Here is a 19235-nt window from a genome sequence, read left to right as displayed (position 1 = left end):
CCTTATCCCCCCCTTGCCCGCCACCGGCCACATCCCCGTCATGCTGCCGGAGGTGCTGGACATGCTGGCCCCCCGCGACGGCGCGACCTATCTGGACGGCACGTTCGGCGGCGGCGGCTATGCCCGCGCCATCCTGTCGGCCGCGCACTGCACGCTGTGGGCCATCGACCGCGACCCCGCCGCCATCCGGCGGGGCGAGGCGCTGCAGGCCGAACTGCGCGCGCCGGACGGGGCACCGCGCCTGCATATGGTGCTGGGCGGCTTCGGCGACATGCGCGAGTTGCTGGCGGCACGTGACGCACCGGTGCTGGATGGCGTCGTGCTCGACCTGGGCGTGTCGTCTTTCCAGCTGGATGAAGTCGAACGCGGGTTTTCGTTCCGGACGGACGGCCCGCTGGACATGCGCATGGGCGACACCGGCCCGACGGCGGCCGACATCGTCAACACGATGGCGGAATCCGACCTGGCGAACATCATCTATGAATATGGCGAGGAGCGGCGGTCCCGCCGTGTCGCCGCCGCCATCGTCGCCGCCCGCGCCGAGGCCCCGATCCAGACGACGTTCCGCCTGGCCGATATCATCCGCTCGGTCGTCCCGGGCGACAGGTCGGGCATCGACCCCGCCACCCGATCGTTCCAGGGCATCCGTATCCATGTGAATGACGAACTGGGGCAGATCGTCTCGGGCCTGGAACAGGCGACCGAGATGCTGGCGCCGGGCGGCCGGCTTGTCGTCGTGTCGTTCCACTCGCTGGAAGACCGGCTGGTCAAGCGGGCGATGAACCGCGCCGCCGGACGGATGCCAGCCCCTTCGCGCCACGATCCCGGCGCCATGCGCGCCGAACGGGACGCGCCGGATTTCCGGCTGCTGACCGCCAAGGCCCTGCGCCCCACAGACGCGGAATGCCGCGCCAATCCGCGCGCCCGCAGCGCGCGCCTGCGCGCGATCGAACGCCTTGCGCCCCCCGGGGTCCCGGACCCCGCGGCCCCGACCCGACACCCCCTGACCACGGAACGTCGCCCATGATCCGGTCCTTCACCTTTCTCTGCGCCGTGATGGCCGGTCTGTCCGGGCTGTTCCTCTATTCCAAGAAGCATCAGACGACGCTGCTGGATCAGCAGATCTCGCGCATCGTCGCCGACACGCAGCATATCCGCGAACAGACCGCGATGATGCGCGCGGAATGGGCGCTGCTGAACCAGCCTGACCGGCTGGGGACGCTGTCCGCCCGCTTCCTGCCCGGGATCCGGCCGATGGCGCCGACGCAATTCATCCAGATGGCGTCGCTGGCCGACCATCTGCCCGCCCCGGGATCGAAGCCGCTGCCGGTGGCCAACCCGCGCGCGACGATCGGCGCGACCCTGGCGGCGGCCGCATCGCCGCTGCCGCCGGCCGAGACGGCCGCGCGCGTGGCCAGCGGCGGGACCGTTCCGGCGGCGCCGACCGCGCTTCCCCCCCACCTGACGGCCGAAGAACCCGTCCGCGTCGCCGCCGCGCATCGTCCCGTGGCCGGCGGTTCCGCCGGGTCCGACCGTCCGACCCGGACCGAGCGTCCGGTCATGATGGCCGAGGCCGCATCCCCCCCGGTGCAGGAGGCCGCATTGCACACCATTGCGCCCCATCCGGCGCGGCCTGCCGCCATTTCGCCCGATTTGACACATAACATCGAACACCGTGCCGCCCTTACCGTTGCCCGTGCCCAGCGCCCCGTGCTACCGCCTGCCGCCGCCGGCCCGATCACCCGGATGGCGGCCGACCACCCGCCGCGTCCGGCGCCGATCGCCGTGGCGGCCTGGCGACCGGCAGCCCCCCCGGCGCCGTATCAGGAGGCACGGGGGTACGGCAGGGGATCCTCGCTGGGCTTCACCCGTTCCGGCGCCCTTCCGCCGCCCGTTCCCGTCAGTAACTGACGACCTATCGCAAACCGCGCAGGCAACATGACCAACGGCCCGACCGACACACCAGATACCAGGCGGAGCGGGCCCTCCCGCCCCCCGCGGATGGACGTGCGGGTCACCGGCGACGATCTGCGCACCCGCACCGCGCGCGAACGGACGCAGATGCGCCTGCTGGGCGTGTCCGCAGGGTTCTGCGTACTGTTCGGCGCCGTTGCGCTGAAACTGGCGGTCGCCACAGTCCTCATGCCGATGGCGCCCGAACGGCGGCAGATCGCCCCGCAGGTCCCCGACATCCCCAAAAGCGACCCCAAGGGCATGATGGCCGGCGATTTCGCGCTGCCGCAGGTCCATCGCGCCTCGATCGTCGACCGCAACGGCCAGGTCCTGGCCATTTCGCTGCCGGTCGCGCAGGTCTATGCCAACCCCCAGGAAATGATCGAACCCGAGGACGCGGCCCGCAAGCTCAAGACCGTCCTGCCCGATATGAACGTCACCGAGACGATCCGCCGCCTGTCCACCAGAAAGCAGTTCATCTACCTGGCGCGCGACATCACGCCGATGCAGGAGGTGGCGATCAACAATCTGGGGATTCCCGGCATCTATTTCGAACCGGGCGAACGGCGTCATTATCCGCTGGGCAAGGTCGCCGCCCACATCATGGGCGCTGTCGACATCGACGACCATGGTGTCGCGGGCGTAGAACGGTTCCTGGACAAGCGCCTGGACAGCGACCGCACGCCGCTGCGCCTGTCGCTGGACGTGCGGATCGAGGCCGTGGTGCGCGACGAACTGGCGGCAGCCAAGGACACGTTCCAGGCCATCGGCGCCAGCGCCATCGTGATGGACGTCAACACCGGCGAGATCGTCGCCATGGTCAGCCTGCCCGACTACGACGCCAACGATTTCGGGCGCGCCGATCCCGACGCGCGCTTCAACCGCGCCGTCACCGGCATGTATGAACCCGGATCGACCTTCAAGCTGCAGACCGCCGCGATGGCGCTGCAACTGGGCGTCGCCCATATCTGGGACCGGTTTTCCAGCATTCCGATCCATATCGGACGCTTCACCATCTCGGACATGAAGTCGGACCATTTCGCGCCATGGCTGTCGCTGACCGAGGTGATGGCCTATTCGTCCAACCCGGCGGCGGCGCACATCGCGCTGGATGTCGGCGCCCAGCGGCAGCAGGACTGGCTGCGCGCCATGGGGTTCTTCGCGCCGGTACCAATCGAACTTCCGGAATCGGCCCATCCTATCGTGCCCGCCCTGCGTAACTGGGGCATCGCCACGGTCATGACGGTGGCGTTCGGCCATGGCGTTGCCGAGCCGCCGCTGGCGATCGTGCGCGGCACCGCCGCGACGGTGAACGGCGGCATCCTGGTTCGGCCGACCCTGCTGTCACGCGACGCGGCGCCGGCGGAGAGCGGCTCCCAGGCCACCCTGGCAAGCCTCGGCACGCAGGCTGCCCAGCCGGCCGCCGCGCGGGATGCCGCCCTGGATGCCGAGCCCGCGCCGGAAGGCCGCCGCGTGATCTCGCCCGAAACCTCGGCGCTGCTGCGCCGCATCCTGCGCCTGGACGTGACCAAGGGCACCGGCAAGACGGCCGAATCCCCTGGCTATTTCGTCGGCGGCAAGACCGGCACCGCCGAGAAGATCGGCCCGCACGGCGGGTACCTGAAGCATGTCAACATCGCGGCCTTTACCGGAATTTTCCCGATGAACGCGCCGCGTTACGCGGTCTATGTCATGCTCGACAGCCCCAAGGCCACGCCGCAGACCCATGGCTGGACAACGGCGGCATGGAACGCGGCCCCCACGGTGTCGAAGATCGTGACGCGCATCGGCCCGATGCTGGGCCTGTTCCCGGATACGGCCAACGCGCAGGCCGTCGACGATACGCTGGCGATCCCGATGGAACCGGCGGTGCCGCACGGCTATCGCGCGCTGGGGCCCGGCAATGATCCGGGCGACCCGCGCAACCAGCCGAAGCCCGAACGGAAAGGCGGCCGGCACGGCGAACTGACGGTGGCCGACGTCCCGCCCCATGCGCGCCTGCATACCGCGCGGGCCGAACGGCCCAGCCGCTCGGCCTCGACCGATATCGCGGAGTCGCGGGGATGATCCATCTGCGCCGGTTGCTGGCCGATTCGGGCCGATCCATCGCTGCCCTGGCCGACGGCGTGGCCGACGTGGCGATTTCAGGCGTCACCGCCGATAGCCGCCACGTCGGGCCAGGCACGCTGTTCGTCGCCATTCCCGGCACCCGGGCCGACGGGCGCGCCTTCATTCCCGCGGCCGTCGCCGCCGGGGCCGCCGTGATCGTCGCCCCGCGCGACACCGTCTGGCCGGCAGACGTGCCGCCCCGTCCCCTGATCCGGGTAGACGACCCCCGCCAGGCATTGGCGCGTCTGGCGGCATCGTTCGCCGGGGCGCAGCCGGAGCACGTCGTCGCCGTCACCGGCACGAACGGCAAGACCAGTACCGTCGATTTCCTGCGCCAGATCTGGACGCATCAGGCACGCCAGGCCGCCAGCATCGGCACGCTGGGCCTGATCGCGGGGATCCCCCTGCCCGATTGCGGCCCGGTCCTGACCACACCGGACAGCGTCGGGCTGGCGACGGCCCTTGCCGCCATGGCGCGGGGCGGCGTCACCGATGTCGCGATCGAGGCCTCGTCGCACGGACTGGAACAGCGCCGCCTGGACGGGCTGCGCCTGGCGGCCGCCGGCTTCACCAACCTGACCCGCGACCATCTGGATTATCACGGCACGCTGCACGCCTATCGCGCCGCCAAGCTGCGCCTGTTCGACACGCTGCTGCCCGAAGGCGCGCTGGCCGCCGCAAATGGGGACATGGACGGGGCGACCCTGGATGCATTGCGCGACATCGCGGCGCGCCGCCGGCTGGACCTGCGCCTGGTCGGCGAGTCCGGTGACACGATCCGCCTGCTGGACAGCACCCCGCTGCCCGAAGGTCAGCGCCTTCGGATCGCGGTGTGCGGTGTAGTACGCGACATCGTCCTGGCCCTGCCCGGCCGGTTCCAGGCCGACAACGTCCTGCTGGCCGCTGCCCTGGCCGCGCCGGGGGCCGAGGGGCTGGCGCGCGCGATCGATACGCTGCCGGCCCTGACCGGCGTGCGCGGCCGGATGGAGCGCGCCATCCTGCTGCCGAACGGGGCGGCAGCCTATGTCGATTACGCCCATACGCCCGACGCGCTGGCCCGCCTGCTGGACGCGCTGCGACCGCATGCGACGGGCCGGCTGATCGCCGTCTTCGGCGCCGGCGGGGACCGTGATCGCGGCAAGCGCCCCCTGATGGGCCAGGAGGCGACGCGCCGCGCCGACATCGCCATCGTGACCGACGACAACCCCCGCACCGAGGATCCGGCCTTCATCCGGGGCGAGGTCCTGGCCGGCGCGCCCGGCGCCCTGGACATCGGCGACCGCGCCCGCGCCATCGCCGAGGGCCTGTCGATGCTGCGCGCCGGCGACGTGCTGGTCGTCGCCGGCAAGGGCCACGAACAGGGCCAGACCATCGGGACCACGACCCTGCCGTTCGACGACGTGTCCGTCATCCGCCGGCTGGCAGGCGTGCCGGCATGACCATCCTGTGGACCCGCGACGCTCTGGAAGCCGCGACGGGTGGCACGTTCGCAGGCGACGGTTCCATCTCCGTGACGGGGGTATCGATCGACACCCGCACTCTGGCGCCGGGGGACCTGTTCATTGCCCTGGTCGGCGAGGCCGGCGACGGCCACGCCCATGTCCGCACGGCGCTGGACAAGGGGGCCGCCGCCGTCCTGGTGCATGATGCCACCGGCATCGACGATCCGCGCCTGCTGCGCGTCGCCGACACGATGGCGGCCCTGCACGACCTGGGCCGCTTTGCCCGCGCACGCTTCGGCGGCCACATGGTCGCCGTCACCGGTAGCGTAGGGAAGACCACGACCAAGGACATGCTGCGCCTGGCTCTGGCGGCCATCGGCCCGACCCATGGTGCGGTGGCGTCCTACAACAACCATTGGGGCGTCCCCCTGACCCTGGCGCGGCTGCCAGCCGATGCGATGTTCTGCGTGGCCGAGGCCGGAATGAACCATCCGGGAGAAATCGCCCCGCTGGCCGCCCTGATCCGGCCGGATGTCGCGATCATCACCACCATCGCCGGGGCGCATCTGGGCCATATGGGCAGCCTGGACGCCATCGCACTGGAAAAATCCGAACTGATCGCGGCGTTGCCGTCCGGCGGCACGGCGATCGTCCCCGACGACGCGACCGGCCTGCCTCTCTTCGCCGACCGGGCGACACAGGCAGGCGCGCGCCTGTGGACATCGGGCATGCAACCCGGCAGCGATGTCTGCCTGTCCGACCTGCGGATGACCGGCGACGGCAGCGACTTCATTATCACCTGCGGTGGTACCCGCGGCAGCCGGTGCGTGCCGGTCCGCCTGAACGCACCGGGGCTGCACCTGGCGCGCAATGCCGTGACGGCCCTGGCCGCCGTGGCCGCGCTGGGGGCGGATGTCGTCCCTGCCGTCGCGGCGCTGGCCGGTTTCCGGCCCGGATCGGGACGCGGCGCGCTGACGCCGATCCTGGACGGCCGGGCCGCCCTGCTGGATGAAAGCTACAACGCGTCCACCCTGTCGATCCGCGCGTCGCTCGCGGTGCTGGGTCTGCTTCCCGCCGCGCGGCGGGTGGCGGTGCTGGGCGACATCCGCGAACTCGGCGCCTTCGCCCGCGCCGAACATGAATCTCTCCTTCCCGCACTCCTTGACAACGCGGACCTCGTTTTCTGCGCCGGCCCCAATATGAAATATCTGTTTGACCTGACTCCCTCCTCCCGCCGCGGCGCATGGGCGCCCGATGCGGCGACGCTCGCACCGCTGGTCCGCGACGCGCTCGGCCAGGACGACGTCGTCCTGGTCAAGGGCAGCCTCGGCAGCCGCATGCGCGACATCGTCGCCGCCCTTGTCGCCGCTCCCCCGGCCGCCTCCGCGCCGAGGGAAGCGGTCTGATGCTGTACAATCTGATCCAGCATCATGCGGCGGCCCACGTCACGATCCTGAACCTGTTCCGCTACATCACCTTCCGCGCCGGGGCGGCGTGCCTGACGGCGCTGCTGATCTCGCTGGTAATGGGCAACCCGCTGATCGCGCAGTTGCGCCGGATCCAGCGCGAGGGGCAGCCGATCCGCGCCCTGGGGCCGGAACGGCATATTCTGGAGAAGGCCGGCACCCCCACCATGGGCGGCGTGCTGATCCTGGCTGCCCTGTTCGGCTCGACCCTGCTCTGGGCCGACCTGACGAACGGCTATGTCTGGGCGGTGCTGCTGGTCACGCTGTGCTTCGGCGCGGTGGGGTTCGCCGACGATTACCTGAAGCTGTCGCGCCGCAACACGGCGGGCGTGTCCAAGCGGATGCGCCTGGGCTGCGAATTCGCGGCCTCGCTGGTCGGGGGATTCTGGCTGGAAAGCCTGATGCCCGCCGACCTGGCCAACCACCTGGCGTTCCCCTTCATCAAGGACCTGCTCCTGCCGCTGGGCTTCGCCTTCCCGCTGTTCGCGATGATCACGATCGCGGGCTTCGGCAACGCGGTCAATTTCACCGACGGGCTGGACGGGTTGGCGATCGTGCCGGTGGTGATCGCCGCGCTGGTGTTCGCGTTGATCGCCTACCTGGTCGGCAACCATGTCTTCGCCGACTACCTGCAGCTGCACGCCGTGCCGGGGACGGGCGAATTATGCGTCTTCTGCTCGGCCCTGGTGGGGGCCGGGCTGGGCTTCCTGTGGTTCAACGCGCCGCCGGCTGCCGTCTTCATGGGCGACACGGGCTCGCTCTCGCTGGGGGGCGCGCTGGGCGCGGTGGCGGTCGCGGTGAAGCATGAGCTGGTGCTGTGCATCGTCGGCGGTCTGTTCGTCGTCGAAACCCTGTCGGTCATCATCCAGGTCTTCTGGTTCCGCCGCACCGGACGCCGGGTGTTCCTGATGGCGCCGCTGCACCATCATTTCGAAAAGAAGGGCTGGCAGGAACCCAAGATCGTGATCCGGTTCTGGATCGTCTCCATCGTCCTGGGACTGTGTGGCCTTGCCACGCTGAAGCTGCGATGACCGCCTTCCCCCCCGACCTGTTCGCCGGACACCGCTTCGCAGTGCTGGGGCTGGGCCGCAACGGCGCGCCCGCCGTCCGCGCGCTGGCCGCGATGGGGGCCCGGGTCCAGGCCTGGGACGACGGCCCCGCCGCCCGCGCGGCGGTGCAGGACGTCACGGGCGTCGCGGTGGCGCCGTTCGACACGCTGGCGGGGTTCGACGCGCTGGTCCTGTCGCCCGGCATCCCGCATGCCCTGCCGCAGCCCCATACCGTTGCCCTGATGGCGCGCCAGGCCGCAATTCCCGTCCTGTCGGATGCGGAACTGCTGTTCCAGGCCGTGCGCCGGTCAGGATCGCGCGCGCGCTTCGCCGGCATCACCGGCACGAACGGCAAATCCACCACGACCGCGCTGCTGGCCCACATCCTGCTGGCCAGCGACGTTCCGGTCGCGGCCGGCGGCAATCTGGGGCCGGCTGCCCTCTCGCTGCCGCTGTTGCCCGACAATGGCGTGTATGTGCTGGAAATGTCGTCCTACATGCTCGAACGGCTGCAAAGCCTGCGGTTCGATGCCGCATGCCTGCTGAACCTGACGCCGGACCATCTGGACCGCCATGGCGACATGGACGGCTACCGGCGCGCCAAGCTGCACATCTTCGACCGGCAGACAGCGAACGACCTCGCGGTGGTCGGCATCGACGACATGGCGGATACGGCCCTGCGCGACGAACTGACGGCACAGGGCATCCCGACGATGACGGTGTCCGGCACCGTGGCCGCCGACCTGACGGGCATGGATGGCACCTTGCGGGACGACACCGGCGCGATCGCGGCTCTGGCCGACGCCCCGTCCCTGCCGGGCGCCCACAATGCGGAAAACGCGGCCGCCGCCGTGGCCATGGCGCTGTCGCTGGGGGCGCCGCGCGCGGGCATCGCGGCTGCCCTGCGCAGCTTTCCCGGCCTGGCGCACCGGCAGAAGCTGATCGACACCATCGACGGCGTCCGCTTCATCGATGACAGCAAGGCGACGAACGCCGACGCCGCGTCCCGGGCGCTGGGATGCTACGACCGGCTGGTCTGGATCGCCGGCGGCACCGCCAAGGCCGGCGGGATCGAGGATCTGGCCCCGTTCTTCCCCCGCATCGCGCATGCCTTCCTGATCGGCCGGGACGCCGCCGCGCTGGCCCAAACGCTGGCCGCGCATGGTGTGCCGCATACCATCGCCGGCACGCTGGACCGCGCGGTGCCCGACGCCTTCGCTGCCGCGCGTGCGGGCCATGTGCCGGCGGTCCTGCTGTCGCCGGCCTGCGCCAGCTTCGATCAGTTTCGAAGTTTCGAGCATCGCGGCCAGCATTTCGCAGACCTGGTCCGTGCGCTGCATCTGGCAGGGGAGACCGAGTGATGGCCGGCATGTCGCGCGTCGACACGTCCTATCTCGCGCGCTGGTGGCGCAATGTCGACCGGGTGACGCTGTGCTGCGTCGGCGTGCTGATCGGCTTCGGCTACGTGCTGATGCTGGCGGCCAGCCCGGCGGTCGCGACCCGCATCGGCGCGTCGCGCGACATGTTCATCCTGAAACAGGTGATCTTCCTGACCCTGGCGGGACTGATCGTGACGGGCACGTCGCTGCTCTCGCCCCGGGGGGTCAAGCGGCTGGCCGCCGTGGGCTTCGTCCTGGCTGTCGGCGCCACCGCGCTGACATTGGTCCACGGGGTGGAGATCAAGGGGGCCCGGCGCTGGATCGCCCTGCCGATGATGTCGGTCCAACCATCGGAATTCCTCAAGCCCTGCTTCGCCGTCGTCACCGCGTGGCTGCTGACCGAACGTCGTGCCCGGCGCCTGTTCCCCGGCATGGCCATCGCGCTGGTACTGTTCGCGGCCATTCTCGTGCTGCTGAAATCGCAACCCGACATCGGCATGCTCAGCGTCATCACCACCGTCTTCCTGGCGCAGCTGTTCATCGACGGGCTGAACCTGTTTTTCGTCGGCGCCGGCGTCGGCTGCATGATCGCGGCGTTCCTTGGCGCCTACATGGTGTTTCCGCATGTGCGTTCGCGCGTCGAACGCTTCCTGCATCCCAATGTCGGCGATCATTACCAGATCGACACCGCGCTGCGCGCCTTCGGCAACGGCGGCCTGATGGGTCGCGGCCCCGGCGAGGGGCGGGTGAAGGACCTGCTGCCCGACGCGCACGCCGATTTCGTCTTCGCCGTCGCGGGCGAGGAGTTCGGCATGCTGATCTGCCTGTTCATCATCGGCGTGTTCTGCCTGATCGTCGTGCGGACCCTGCTGAAATTGCTGCGCGAGGACGATCCGTTCGTCGTGGTGGCCTCGACCGGGCTGATCACCGGCTTCGGCCTCCAGGCCTTCGTCAACATGGGGTCCACCCTGCATCTGATCCCGACCAAGGGCATGACCCTGCCGTTCATTTCCTATGGCGGGTCGTCGGCGATGTCGGTCGCGCTGACCATCGGCATGGTCCTGGCCCTGACGCGCCATCGCATGGGCGAAAGCCGGATTCCACGCGGCCGCCCCGCCCTGCGGCCACGAAGGGCCACGGCATGAGCGCGCGTCCGGATATCGCCACGGGCCGCCGCCCCATCGTCATCGCCGCCGGGGGAACCGGCGGCCATTTCATCCCCGCCGAGGCCTTGGCGCGGGAACTGGCGTCGCGCGGCCATGCCATCGCGCTGATGACCGACCGCCGGGCCGGCGAACGGAGCGAAGGCGTGTTCGCCGGCGGCCCGCAATTCGTGCTGCCGGGGGCCGGCATCGCCGGACGCGGTCTGTCGCGCGGCCTGCGCGCCGCCCTGGCGCTGGCGCGCGGCGCGGTGCAGGCGCGTGCGATCCTGCGCCGGCTGAACGCTGCGGCAGTGGTCGGATTCGGCGGCTACCCCTCGGTCCCGCCGCTGCTGGGCGCGCGCCTGCTGGGCCGGGCGCGGCCGCTGATCTTCATCCATGAAGGCAATGCCGTGCTGGGGCAGGCCAATGCCGTGCTGTCGCGCTTCGCCGACGGCATCGCGACCTCGTTCGCGCGGGTCGCCCGGTTGCCGGCCGGGGCCGCGCCGGTCCTGACCGGGATGCCGGTCCGCGACGCGATCGCAGCCCTGCACGACCGGCCCTATGTCCCGCCGGGCGAGGCCGTCCGGCTGCTGGTCTGGGGCGGATCGCTGGGCGCACGGGTGTTCAGCGACGTCGTCCCGGCCGCCCTCGCGCTGCTGCCGGCCCACCATCGCGCCCGCCTGCACGTCACCCAGCAGGCCCGCGCCGAGGATGTCGAACGCGTCCGCGCCGCCTATGCGGACATGGACATTCCGGCCACGGTCTCGCCGTTCTTCTCGGACGTGGCCGGGCTGCTGGGCGGCGCGCATCTGGTGATCGGCCGCGCCGGCGGCTCGTCCGTCGCGGAACTGGCCGATGCGGGCCGTCCCGCGATCCTGGTGCCTCTGCCGATCGCGGCCAGCGACGAACAGGGTGCCAACGCCGCCGCCCTGGCCGAGGCCGGCGCCGCCTGGATGATCCGCCAGCCCGATTTCACCCCCCCGGCGCTGGCCGCGCGGATCGGATCCCTGCTGGACGAACCCGACGGCCTTGCCGCCGCCGCCGACGCCGCCCGCGCCCTCGCCCGTCCCGATGCCGCGCGCTTGTTCGCGGACCTGATCGAAGGACGCTTGCATCAGCAGCCCCGCCCCGCCTATCCGACAGGCGCGAAGACGGAGACCCACGCATGAGAGCCCTGCCCCTTTCCATCGGCACCATCCATTTCGTCGGGATCGGCGGCATCGGCATGTCCGGCATCGCCGAGGTGCTGCACATGCTGGGCTATGCCGTCCAGGGGTCTGACATCGCCGAGAATGCCAATGTCCAGCGCCTGCGCGCGGCGGGGATCACGGTGACCATCGGCCACGACGCCGCCAATCTGGGCGCCGCCCAGGTCGTGGTGACGTCGACCGCCGTCCGCCGCGACAACCCCGAGGTCGTGGCCGCGCGCGGCCGCCTGATCCCCGTCGTCCGCCGGGCCGAGATGCTGGCCGAACTGATGCGCCTGCGCTGGTCCGTGGCCGTCGGCGGAACCCACGGCAAGACGACCACCACCAGCCTGGTCGCCGCCGTGCTGGAAGCCGCGCACCTGGACCCCACCGTCATCAATGGCGGCATCATCGAGGCGTACGGCACCAACACCCGCATGGGCTCGGGCGACTGGATGGTGGTCGAGGCCGACGAAAGCGACGGATCGTTCCTGCGCCTGCCCTCGGTCATCACCGTGGTCACCAACATGGACCCGGAGCATCTGGACCATTGGGGCACGGCCGAGGCCATGCAGGCCGCGTACGACCAGTTCGTGTCCAACATCCCCTTCTACGGCTTCGCGGTCCTGTGCATCGACCATCCGGCGGTGCAGCAGATGATCCCCCGCCTGTCGGACCACCGGATCGTCACCTACGGCTTCTCGCCCCAGGCCGACATCCGCGCGGAGAAGGTCATCACCGACAAGCTGGGCGCGACGTTCGAGGTCGTGGTGACCAACCGCACCCGCAACCGCACCCGTCGCGCCGGGCCGTTCCGCCTGCCGATGCTGGGCCATCACAACGTACAGAACGCGCTGGCCGCGATCGCCGTGGGGGTGGAGATGGAAATCGACGACGCCACCATCCGCTCGGCCTTCGCCGGGTTCCGGGGCGTCAAGCGGCGGTTCACCCGCACGGGCGAAACCGGTGGCATCACCGTGATCGACGATTACGGCCACCATCCGGTGGAAATCGCCGCCGTGCTGAAGGCGGCGCGCCAGGCCGGCGCGCGCAACGTCATCGCCGTCGTCCAGCCCCATCGCTATTCCCGGCTGCAAAGCCTGTTCGGCGAGTTCTGCACCTGCATGAACGACGCCGGCACGGTGGTGGTGGCCGACGTCTATGCGGCGGGCGAGGCCCCGATCGCGGGCATCGATCGCGACGCGCTGGTCGAGGGCCTGCGCGAACGCGGCCATCGCTCGGTCGTGCCGTTGCCGGCGCCGGAGCATCTGGCCGAAATGATCCATGCCGTCGCCCGCCCCGGCGACTTCGTCGTCTGCCTCGGCGCAGGCAGCATCACCAACTGGGCGCAGGCCCTGCCGAAGGAACTTGCCGCCCTGCAGGCCCCGGCCGGCGCAGGACGAAAGGGTGATTTCGCGGCATGACGACGACCGCCGCCCTTCCGCCCGACACCGGGGCAGGGTCCCAGGACGCCGGCGCCGAGGCATCTGCGACGTGGACGGCGGGGCTGCGCGCCCTGCTGCCGGACTTTCGTGGCCGGCTGACCGAAGGGGCTGCGCTGGGGCCCAGGACCTGGTTCCGCGTCGGCGGGGCCGCCGAGGTCCTGCTGCAGCCGGCCGACGCGCAGGACCTGGCCACCTGCCTGACCCGCCTGCCGCCCGATATTCCGCTGACGGTGCTGGGCGCGTGCTCGAACGTCATCGTGCGCGATGGCGGGATCGACGGGATCGTCATCCGTCTGGGCCGCGGGTTCTCGGACATCGTGGTCGAGGGCGAAGGGCTGGTGGTCGGCGGGGCCTGTCTGGACATGACCGTTGCCGAGCACGCGGCCGATGCCGGGCTGAAGGGCCTGGAATTCCTGGCCGGCATTCCCGGTTCCATCGGCGGTGCCGTGGCGATGAACGCCGGGGCCTACGGGTCGGACACCGCGGCCGTGCTGGATTGGGCGGACATCGTGACGCGCGATGGCAACAGGGTGCGGCTGTCCGCGACCGCGCTGGGCTTCGGCTATCGCCGTTCGGCCCTGCCGGCCGGATCGATCGTCACCCGGGCCCGCCTGCGCGGCACCGCCGCCGCGCCCGCCGACATCCGGCAGGCCATCGCCCTGATCCGCGAATCGCGCGAGTCCTCCCAGCCCACGCGGGCCCGGACCGGGGGGTCGACCTTCCGCAATCCGGACGCCGCGCTTTCGAACCGCAAGGCCTGGGAACTGATCGACGCGGTCGGCTGCCGGGGCCTGACCCTGGGCGGCGCGCAGATCAGCGAGAAGCATTGCAATTTCATGCTCAACACCGGTTCGGCGACAGCCGCCGACCTGGAACGGCTAGGCGAGACGGTCCGCCAGCGCGTCCGCGAACGGACCGGCGTGACGCTGGACTGGGAAATCAAGCGGATCGGCCGCCCCGCCGCCCCCCCGACCACAGGAGACGCGCCATGACCGCCCCGCACCCGGCCCGGAGCATTACCGTCCTGACCGGCGGCCTGTCCGCCGAACGCGAGGTCAGCCTGGCCAGCGGCCGGGGCATCAGCGCGGCCCTGCGCGAGGAGGGCTACGATGTCCGCGTACTGGATGCCGGCCCCGACCTGGGCGCGATCGTCGCCGACCTGACCGCCCACCGGCCCGACGTCGTCTTCAACGCCCTGCATGGCCGTTTCGGCGAGGACGGGTCGATCCAGGGCGTGCTGGACTGGATGAACATCCCCTATACCCATTCGGGCGTCCGCGCGTCCGCCGTGGCGATGGACAAGGCCGCCGCCCGGGCGGTGTTCGCCACCGCCGGCCTGCCGGTCGCGGCGGGCGGCGTCATCGACATCGCGGATTTTCCGGCCGCCGATCCCCTGCCCGCGCCCTACGTCATCAAGCCGTTGAACGAGGGATCGTCGGTGGGAGTGGAAATCGTGCGTCCGGGCTCCAACCGCCGTGCCTCGATCGCCGCCGCCTGGACCTATGGCCCGAAGGCGCTGGTCGAGGAGTTCATCCCTGGCCGCGAACTGACGGTCGGCGTGATGGGCAACCGCGCGCTGACGATCACCGACATCACGCCCAATCCCGACGCCGCGCATGAATTCTACGACTATGCCGCGAAATACGAGGCCGGGGGCTCCCACCACGTGCTGCCCGCGCAAATCCATCCCGATGCGTTCGCCGAGGCCCTGCGCATCGCCGTCGTCGCGCACCAGGCACTGGGCTGCGCGGGCGCGTCGCGCACCGATTTCCGCTATGACGACACCGGATGCGGCGACGGGCCGGGACGCCTGGTGATCCTGGAGGTCAACACCCAGCCGGGCATGACCGCCACCTCGCTGTTGCCCGAACAGGCGAACGCCTGCGGCATCTCCTACGGCGCGCTGTGCCGCTGGATGGTCGAGCACGCAACCTGCCGGACATGACACGCCGCACATGACGCGCCACGGGGACAATCGCAACGACCGGCCGTCACGGCTGTCGATCTTCATGCGGCGGCAGCGCCGCATGGTGCGGCCGATTGTGCTTGTCCTCATGCTGGCCGCAGGCGCGCTGGGCGCCGTCGCCGTGCTGCGCGACATGCGATCCGAGGAACGGTTCGCCCCGATCCGCGCGAAGCTGGTCAGCCTGCTGCCGCTGCGGATTACCAGGATCACCGTCAGCGGCCGCTACCTGACGACCGAGGCCGCACTGCAGGACGCCCTGGGCGTGCGGCTGGGCGACCCGGTGCTGGGCTTTTCCGTCGAGGCCGCGCGCCGGCGGATCGACGCGCTGCCGTTCGTCGACCGGTCGGTGGTCGAGCGGCACCTGCCCGGCACAATCGTGGTGCGCCTGACCGAACGCCGGCCCTTCGCCGTCTGGCAGAACCAAGGCCGTTTCATGCTGATCGATCGGGCCGGCACCCAGGTGCGCGACCAGGGCATGACCGGCAAGGACGCGCAGGCGTTCCTCCAGCTGCCGCTGGTGGTCGGACCGGACGCCAATGTCGCCGCGGCGGCGCTGATCGACGCGCTGGCCGCCCAGCCGGTCGTCCAGTCACGGGTCACCGCGGCGATCCGGGTCGGCCAGCGGCGCTGGAACCTGCTGCTGCATGACGGCACCACGGTCCTGCTGCCGGAAGGCGAGGAAATTCCCGCCCTGCGCCGCCTTGCCGACCTGCAGGCCGGCATGAAGCTGCTGGACCGCCCGGTCATCAGCATCGACATGCGCCTGCCGGACCGCCTGGTGGTGCAGCAACCGCCGCCGTCCGCCGACGCGGCCGCCCCGGCATCCGGTGGAGCACCGGTGGCCGGCAAGCCCGCCGACGACAAGGCTGCCGGGGGAAAAGCCGACCATCCCGTCGCCCCCCATGCTGCCGCCCCTCATCCTGTTCCCATGACGCCCACCGCCTCGACCCTGCCGCCCCTGGGCGGCGAACCTGCCCAACGGAGGCGCACATGAACGATCTGGTCGTGGTCCCGCCAACGGGGGAGCAGCCCCCCGCCCGGGCCGTGCGCCGCCGGCGCGCCCGACGCAAGGACCAGCACGCACCCCAGGCGACCGGCGGATCGTCGGGCAGCCGGGTCATCGCCCTGCCCCCGCCGGACGAACCGATGGCGCCGCGCACATGGCGCCCGGGCACGTTCGGCGTGCTGGATATCGGTTCGACGAAGATCATGTGCCTGATCGGCCGGGGCGAGTCGGACGGTACGCTGCGGGTGCTGGGCCATGGCTGGCGCCGGTCACATGGCGTGCGGTCGGGCGGCATCGTCGATCTGCGCCAGGCCGAGGCCGCCATCCGCGCCGCCGTCGGCCAGGCCGAGGACGCGGCCGAACGGCGGCTGGACAAGGTGTACGTCAACCTGTCCAGCGGCCATCCCGAAAGCCGCCTGTTCAATGTCCGCTGGCCCGTCGGCGGGCGCGAGATCACGGAATCCGACGTCCGCCGCGTGGTGACCGAGGGCCGGATGCGCGCGATGAGCGAGGGACGCTCGACGATCCACACGCTGCCGCTCGATTTCTCGGTGGACGAAACGGCCGGCGTCGCCGATCCGCGTGGCCATCTCTGCGACCAGCTGACCTCGCGGCTGCATGTCATCGATGCCTCGACCACCGCGCTGCGCAACCTGGAGACGGTGCTGTCGCGCGCGGAACTGAAGATCGAGGAACTGGTCTCCGCTCCGCTGGCGTCGGGCCTGTCGGTGCTGGACGCCGCCGAACGCGACCTGGGCGTGACCGTGGTGGACATGGGCGGCGGCACGACCTCGATCGCCATCTTCGGCGAAGGGCAGTTGCTGCACACCGCCTGCCTGCCGGTGGGCGGGCAGCACGTCACCCGCGACATCGCGCATGTGCTGTCGACATCGATCGACAGCGCGGAATGGCTCAAGACCATGTACGGCTCGGCCGAACTGTCCGCCGACGACGACCTGGACCTTCTGCCGGTGCAGCTGATCGGTGACGATGACCATCAATTCGTCAATATTTCCCGATCCAAGGTGGTTTCAATCATTCGTCCACGAATCGAGGAAACACTCGAAATGGTGCGCGACAGGCTGGAATCCGCCGGCGTGGGCCGGGCCACCGACGGACGCGTCGTCCTGACCGGCGGCGCATCCCTGCTGGACGGCGTGGGCAACATGGCCGCGCGCATCCTGAACCGCCAGGTCCGCCTGGGCCGGCCGACCGGAATCCGCGGCCTGCCCGAAGATCCGGCGGCCTGGCCGTCCTTCGCGACGTCGGCCGGATTGCTGGCCTGGGCGGCGGGCGCGGGCGGCGCGCTGGGCGACATCGATTTCGCCGAACCCCGCGCACCTGGAATGTTGCGCCGCATCGTCGAATTCATACGCGACAGGGTGTGATAAAATGATTCAAATAGCCCCCTGAAAAACGCCCGAATCGCCAACCCCGCTCTTATGAATCTGAATCGTACTCATACGCCTCGTCCCGGGAGACGCCCATGACCCTCAACCTCTCCATCCCGCAGCAAAATCATTCGGACTTCACGCCGCGCATCACCGTGATCGGCGTCGGGGGCGGTGGCACGAATGCGGTCGACAACATGATCCAGTCCCAGTTGCAGGGCGTGGAATTCGTGGTGGCGAACACCGACGCGCAGCAATTGTCGCACAGCAAGGCGGATCGCCGGATTCAGCTGGGCCCGCACCTGACGCAGGGCCTGGGCGCCGGGGCGAAGCCCGAAATCGGCCGCGCGGCGGCCGAGGAGGCGGCGGACGAACTCGCCCGGCATCTCGACGGGGCGCACATGGTCTTCATCACCGCCGGCATGGGCGGCGGCACGGGAACCGGCGCGGCCCCGGTGATCGCGCGCATGGCCCGCGAACGCGGCATCCTGACGGTCGGCGTCGTCACCAAGCCCTTCACGTTCGAAGGGGCGCGCCGGTCCAAATCCGCCGACAGCGGCATTGCGGAACTGCAGCAATTCGTCGACACGCTGATCGTCATTCCCAACCAGAACCTCTTCCGCCTGGCCAATGAGCGCACCAGTTGGAAGGATGCGTTCAAGATGGCCGACAATGTCCTTTACATGGGCGTGCGCGGCGTGACCGACCTGATGATGGCGCCCGGCCTGGTCAATCTCGATTTCGCCGACATCCGGACCGTGATGGCCGAGATGGGCAAGGCGATGATGGGCACCGGCGAGGCCGAAGGCGAGAATCGCGCCATTTCCGCCGCCGAAGACGCGATTTCCAACCCGTTGTTGGAAGACACGTCGATGGCGGGCGCGCGCGGCCTGCTGATCAACATCACGGGTGGCGAGGACATGACGCTGTACGAAGTCGACCAGGCCGCCAACCGCATCCGCGAGGAAGTCGCCGACGACGCCAACATCATCTTCGGCTCGGCGATCGATCCCACGCTGAACGGCTGCATCCGGGTTTCGGTCGTCGCGACCGGCATCGACACCCCGCCGATCCGCATGGCCGAGCCGGGTCACCCCGAGGCCGCGCCGGCCACGCCCGATGCGACGCAGGCCGCCCCGGTCCAGGACGACCCGGCGGCGACCGAAGCCGCGCTGGCCGCGGCGCAGTCCCCCTCGCCGCGCCACCAGGCGCCGAATTTCCTCAATTCGGCGCCCGTCGGGGCGCCGTCGCCCAATTCGGTGCCGCATCGGGTGGCGCAGCAGGGCGCCCGCCCGTCGCCGCGTTCGCCCCTGTTTTCCGAGGCGCCGCGTCCCGAGGAGACACATCCCGCGCCCCAGCGCGGCAACAGCCTGTTCAACATCGTCACCGGCGTGCTGCGCCGGAGCGCCGCCCCGGCGCAGGAGGCCCCGCGCGCCGAACCCGCCCTGCCGGAGCACGAACCCGCCGCGGCCGTGCGGCAGGCCTCGGCCGACGAGGTCGGACTGGACATTCCGGCCTTCCTGCGCCGCCAGCCCTGAGCCCCTTCTGACCCGTAGTGCCCACCCTGGGCATTACGGGTTTATCTCTTTCTTTATCAATATGTTACGCCGTAACAGACGGCAATAATGATTGACTGGCCGCAGACCGGCGTTCCCGTTAGAGATCAAACTGTCGTTCCTGTAACGGCTGAACAATAATCA

At 70.4% G+C, this 19235-nt stretch carries 15 protein-coding genes; all 15 read left to right on the top strand.

All coding sequences use genetic code 11. The features are described from left to right. The first annotated feature begins 4 nt into the window (after window positions 1-4). The 15 genes from rsmH (at window position 5) to ftsZ (ending at window position 19073) form a co-directional block, all read left to right on the top strand. Window positions 5-1027, top strand: a complete 1023-nt coding sequence (rsmH, locus tag HLH28_RS02255; RefSeq protein ID WP_182953912.1) for a 16S rRNA (cytosine(1402)-N(4))-methyltransferase RsmH — start codon at window positions 5-7, stop codon at window positions 1025-1027. After that, on the top strand, window positions 1024-1911 hold the full coding sequence (gene ftsL, locus HLH28_RS02250) for a cell division protein FtsL (RefSeq protein WP_182953726.1): 888 nt from the start codon (window positions 1024-1026) through the stop codon (window positions 1909-1911). The genes rsmH and ftsL overlap by 4 nt, the downstream gene beginning before the upstream one ends. 27 nt (window positions 1912-1938) lie before the next feature. Further along, window positions 1939-4020, top strand: coding sequence for a peptidoglycan D,D-transpeptidase FtsI family protein (locus HLH28_RS02245; RefSeq protein WP_182953723.1), 2082 nt, complete (start codon window positions 1939-1941; stop codon window positions 4018-4020). After that, complete coding sequence (locus HLH28_RS02240) at window positions 4017-5501, top strand: UDP-N-acetylmuramoyl-L-alanyl-D-glutamate--2,6-diaminopimelate ligase (protein WP_182953719.1); 1485 nt, start codon at window positions 4017-4019, stop codon at window positions 5499-5501. Before HLH28_RS02245 ends, HLH28_RS02240 begins: the two co-directional genes overlap by 4 nt. Further along, window positions 5498-6910, top strand: coding sequence for a UDP-N-acetylmuramoyl-tripeptide--D-alanyl-D-alanine ligase (locus tag HLH28_RS02235; protein WP_182953716.1), 1413 nt, complete (start codon window positions 5498-5500; stop codon window positions 6908-6910). Before HLH28_RS02240 ends, HLH28_RS02235 begins: the two co-directional genes overlap by 4 nt. Beyond that, window positions 6910-8001: a phospho-N-acetylmuramoyl-pentapeptide-transferase gene (mraY, locus tag HLH28_RS02230; protein ID WP_182953714.1), complete on the top strand. Its 1092-nt coding sequence runs from the start codon at window positions 6910-6912 to the stop codon at window positions 7999-8001. The genes HLH28_RS02235 and mraY overlap by 1 nt, the downstream gene beginning before the upstream one ends. Then, window positions 7998-9380: a UDP-N-acetylmuramoyl-L-alanine--D-glutamate ligase gene (gene murD / locus HLH28_RS02225; RefSeq protein WP_182953708.1), complete on the top strand. Its 1383-nt coding sequence runs from the start codon at window positions 7998-8000 to the stop codon at window positions 9378-9380. The genes mraY and murD overlap by 4 nt, the downstream gene beginning before the upstream one ends. After that, the gene (locus HLH28_RS02220; protein ID WP_182953705.1) at window positions 9380-10543 is read left to right on the top strand and encodes an FtsW/RodA/SpoVE family cell cycle protein; all 1164 of its coding nucleotides are present in this window, start codon (window positions 9380-9382) and stop codon (window positions 10541-10543) included. The genes murD and HLH28_RS02220 overlap by 1 nt, the downstream gene beginning before the upstream one ends. After that, on the top strand, window positions 10540-11709 hold the full coding sequence (gene murG / locus HLH28_RS02215; protein WP_182953701.1) for an undecaprenyldiphospho-muramoylpentapeptide beta-N-acetylglucosaminyltransferase: 1170 nt from the start codon (window positions 10540-10542) through the stop codon (window positions 11707-11709). Before HLH28_RS02220 ends, murG begins: the two co-directional genes overlap by 4 nt. Further along, entirely contained in the window at window positions 11706-13151 is a 1446-nt protein-coding gene (gene murC, locus HLH28_RS02210; RefSeq protein ID WP_182953697.1) for a UDP-N-acetylmuramate--L-alanine ligase, read from the top strand. Before murG ends, murC begins: the two co-directional genes overlap by 4 nt. After that, complete coding sequence (gene murB, locus HLH28_RS02205; protein WP_182953694.1) at window positions 13148-14164, top strand: UDP-N-acetylmuramate dehydrogenase; 1017 nt, start codon at window positions 13148-13150, stop codon at window positions 14162-14164. Before murC ends, murB begins: the two co-directional genes overlap by 4 nt. Beyond that, window positions 14161-15117, top strand: a complete 957-nt coding sequence (locus tag HLH28_RS02200; RefSeq protein WP_182953692.1) for a D-alanine--D-alanine ligase — start codon at window positions 14161-14163, stop codon at window positions 15115-15117. The genes murB and HLH28_RS02200 overlap by 4 nt, the downstream gene beginning before the upstream one ends. Window positions 15118-15127: 10 nt before the next feature. After that, complete coding sequence (locus tag HLH28_RS02195; RefSeq protein ID WP_182953689.1) at window positions 15128-16132, top strand: cell division protein FtsQ/DivIB; 1005 nt, start codon at window positions 15128-15130, stop codon at window positions 16130-16132. Then, window positions 16129-17532 carry a cell division protein FtsA gene (gene ftsA / locus HLH28_RS02190; RefSeq protein ID WP_182953685.1) on the top strand — a complete coding sequence of 468 codons (1404 nt, stop codon included), beginning with the start codon at window positions 16129-16131 and terminating at the stop codon, window positions 17530-17532. The genes HLH28_RS02195 and ftsA overlap by 4 nt, the downstream gene beginning before the upstream one ends. 98 nt (window positions 17533-17630) lie before the next feature. Then, window positions 17631-19073 carry a cell division protein FtsZ gene (gene ftsZ / locus HLH28_RS02185; RefSeq protein WP_182953681.1) on the top strand — a complete coding sequence of 481 codons (1443 nt, stop codon included), beginning with the start codon at window positions 17631-17633 and terminating at the stop codon, window positions 19071-19073. Window positions 19074-19235: the final 162 nt, after the last annotated feature.

The sequence above is a fragment of the Gluconacetobacter tumulisoli genome, assembly GCF_014174155.1.
In the GTDB taxonomy this organism is placed as follows: domain Bacteria; phylum Pseudomonadota; class Alphaproteobacteria; order Acetobacterales; family Acetobacteraceae; genus Gluconacetobacter; species Gluconacetobacter tumulisoli.
Note: the sequence above shows the minus strand (reverse complement) of the source record. Positions and strands in the feature narration are given on the sequence as shown.

Coding starts and splice junctions, on each gene's coding strand:
- ftsL (WP_182953726.1), top strand. CDS start 1,024: ATGATCCGGTCCTTCACCTTTCTCTGCGCCGTGATGGCCGGTCTGTCC.
- HLH28_RS02245 (WP_182953723.1), top strand. CDS start 1,939: ATGACCAACGGCCCGACCGACACACCAGATACCAGGCGGAGCGGGCCC.
- HLH28_RS02240 (WP_182953719.1), top strand. CDS start 4,017: ATGATCCATCTGCGCCGGTTGCTGGCCGATTCGGGCCGATCCATCGCT.
- HLH28_RS02235 (WP_182953716.1), top strand. CDS start 5,498: ATGACCATCCTGTGGACCCGCGACGCTCTGGAAGCCGCGACGGGTGGC.
- mraY (WP_182953714.1), top strand. CDS start 6,910: ATGCTGTACAATCTGATCCAGCATCATGCGGCGGCCCACGTCACGATC.
- murD (WP_182953708.1), top strand. CDS start 7,998: ATGACCGCCTTCCCCCCCGACCTGTTCGCCGGACACCGCTTCGCAGTG.
- HLH28_RS02220 (WP_182953705.1), top strand. CDS start 9,380: ATGGCCGGCATGTCGCGCGTCGACACGTCCTATCTCGCGCGCTGGTGG.
- murG (WP_182953701.1), top strand. CDS start 10,540: ATGAGCGCGCGTCCGGATATCGCCACGGGCCGCCGCCCCATCGTCATC.
- murC (WP_182953697.1), top strand. CDS start 11,706: ATGAGAGCCCTGCCCCTTTCCATCGGCACCATCCATTTCGTCGGGATC.
- murB (WP_182953694.1), top strand. CDS start 13,148: ATGACGACGACCGCCGCCCTTCCGCCCGACACCGGGGCAGGGTCCCAG.
- HLH28_RS02200 (WP_182953692.1), top strand. CDS start 14,161: ATGACCGCCCCGCACCCGGCCCGGAGCATTACCGTCCTGACCGGCGGC.
- HLH28_RS02195 (WP_182953689.1), top strand. CDS start 15,128: ATGACGCGCCACGGGGACAATCGCAACGACCGGCCGTCACGGCTGTCG.
- ftsA (WP_182953685.1), top strand. CDS start 16,129: ATGAACGATCTGGTCGTGGTCCCGCCAACGGGGGAGCAGCCCCCCGCC.
- ftsZ (WP_182953681.1), top strand. CDS start 17,631: ATGACCCTCAACCTCTCCATCCCGCAGCAAAATCATTCGGACTTCACG.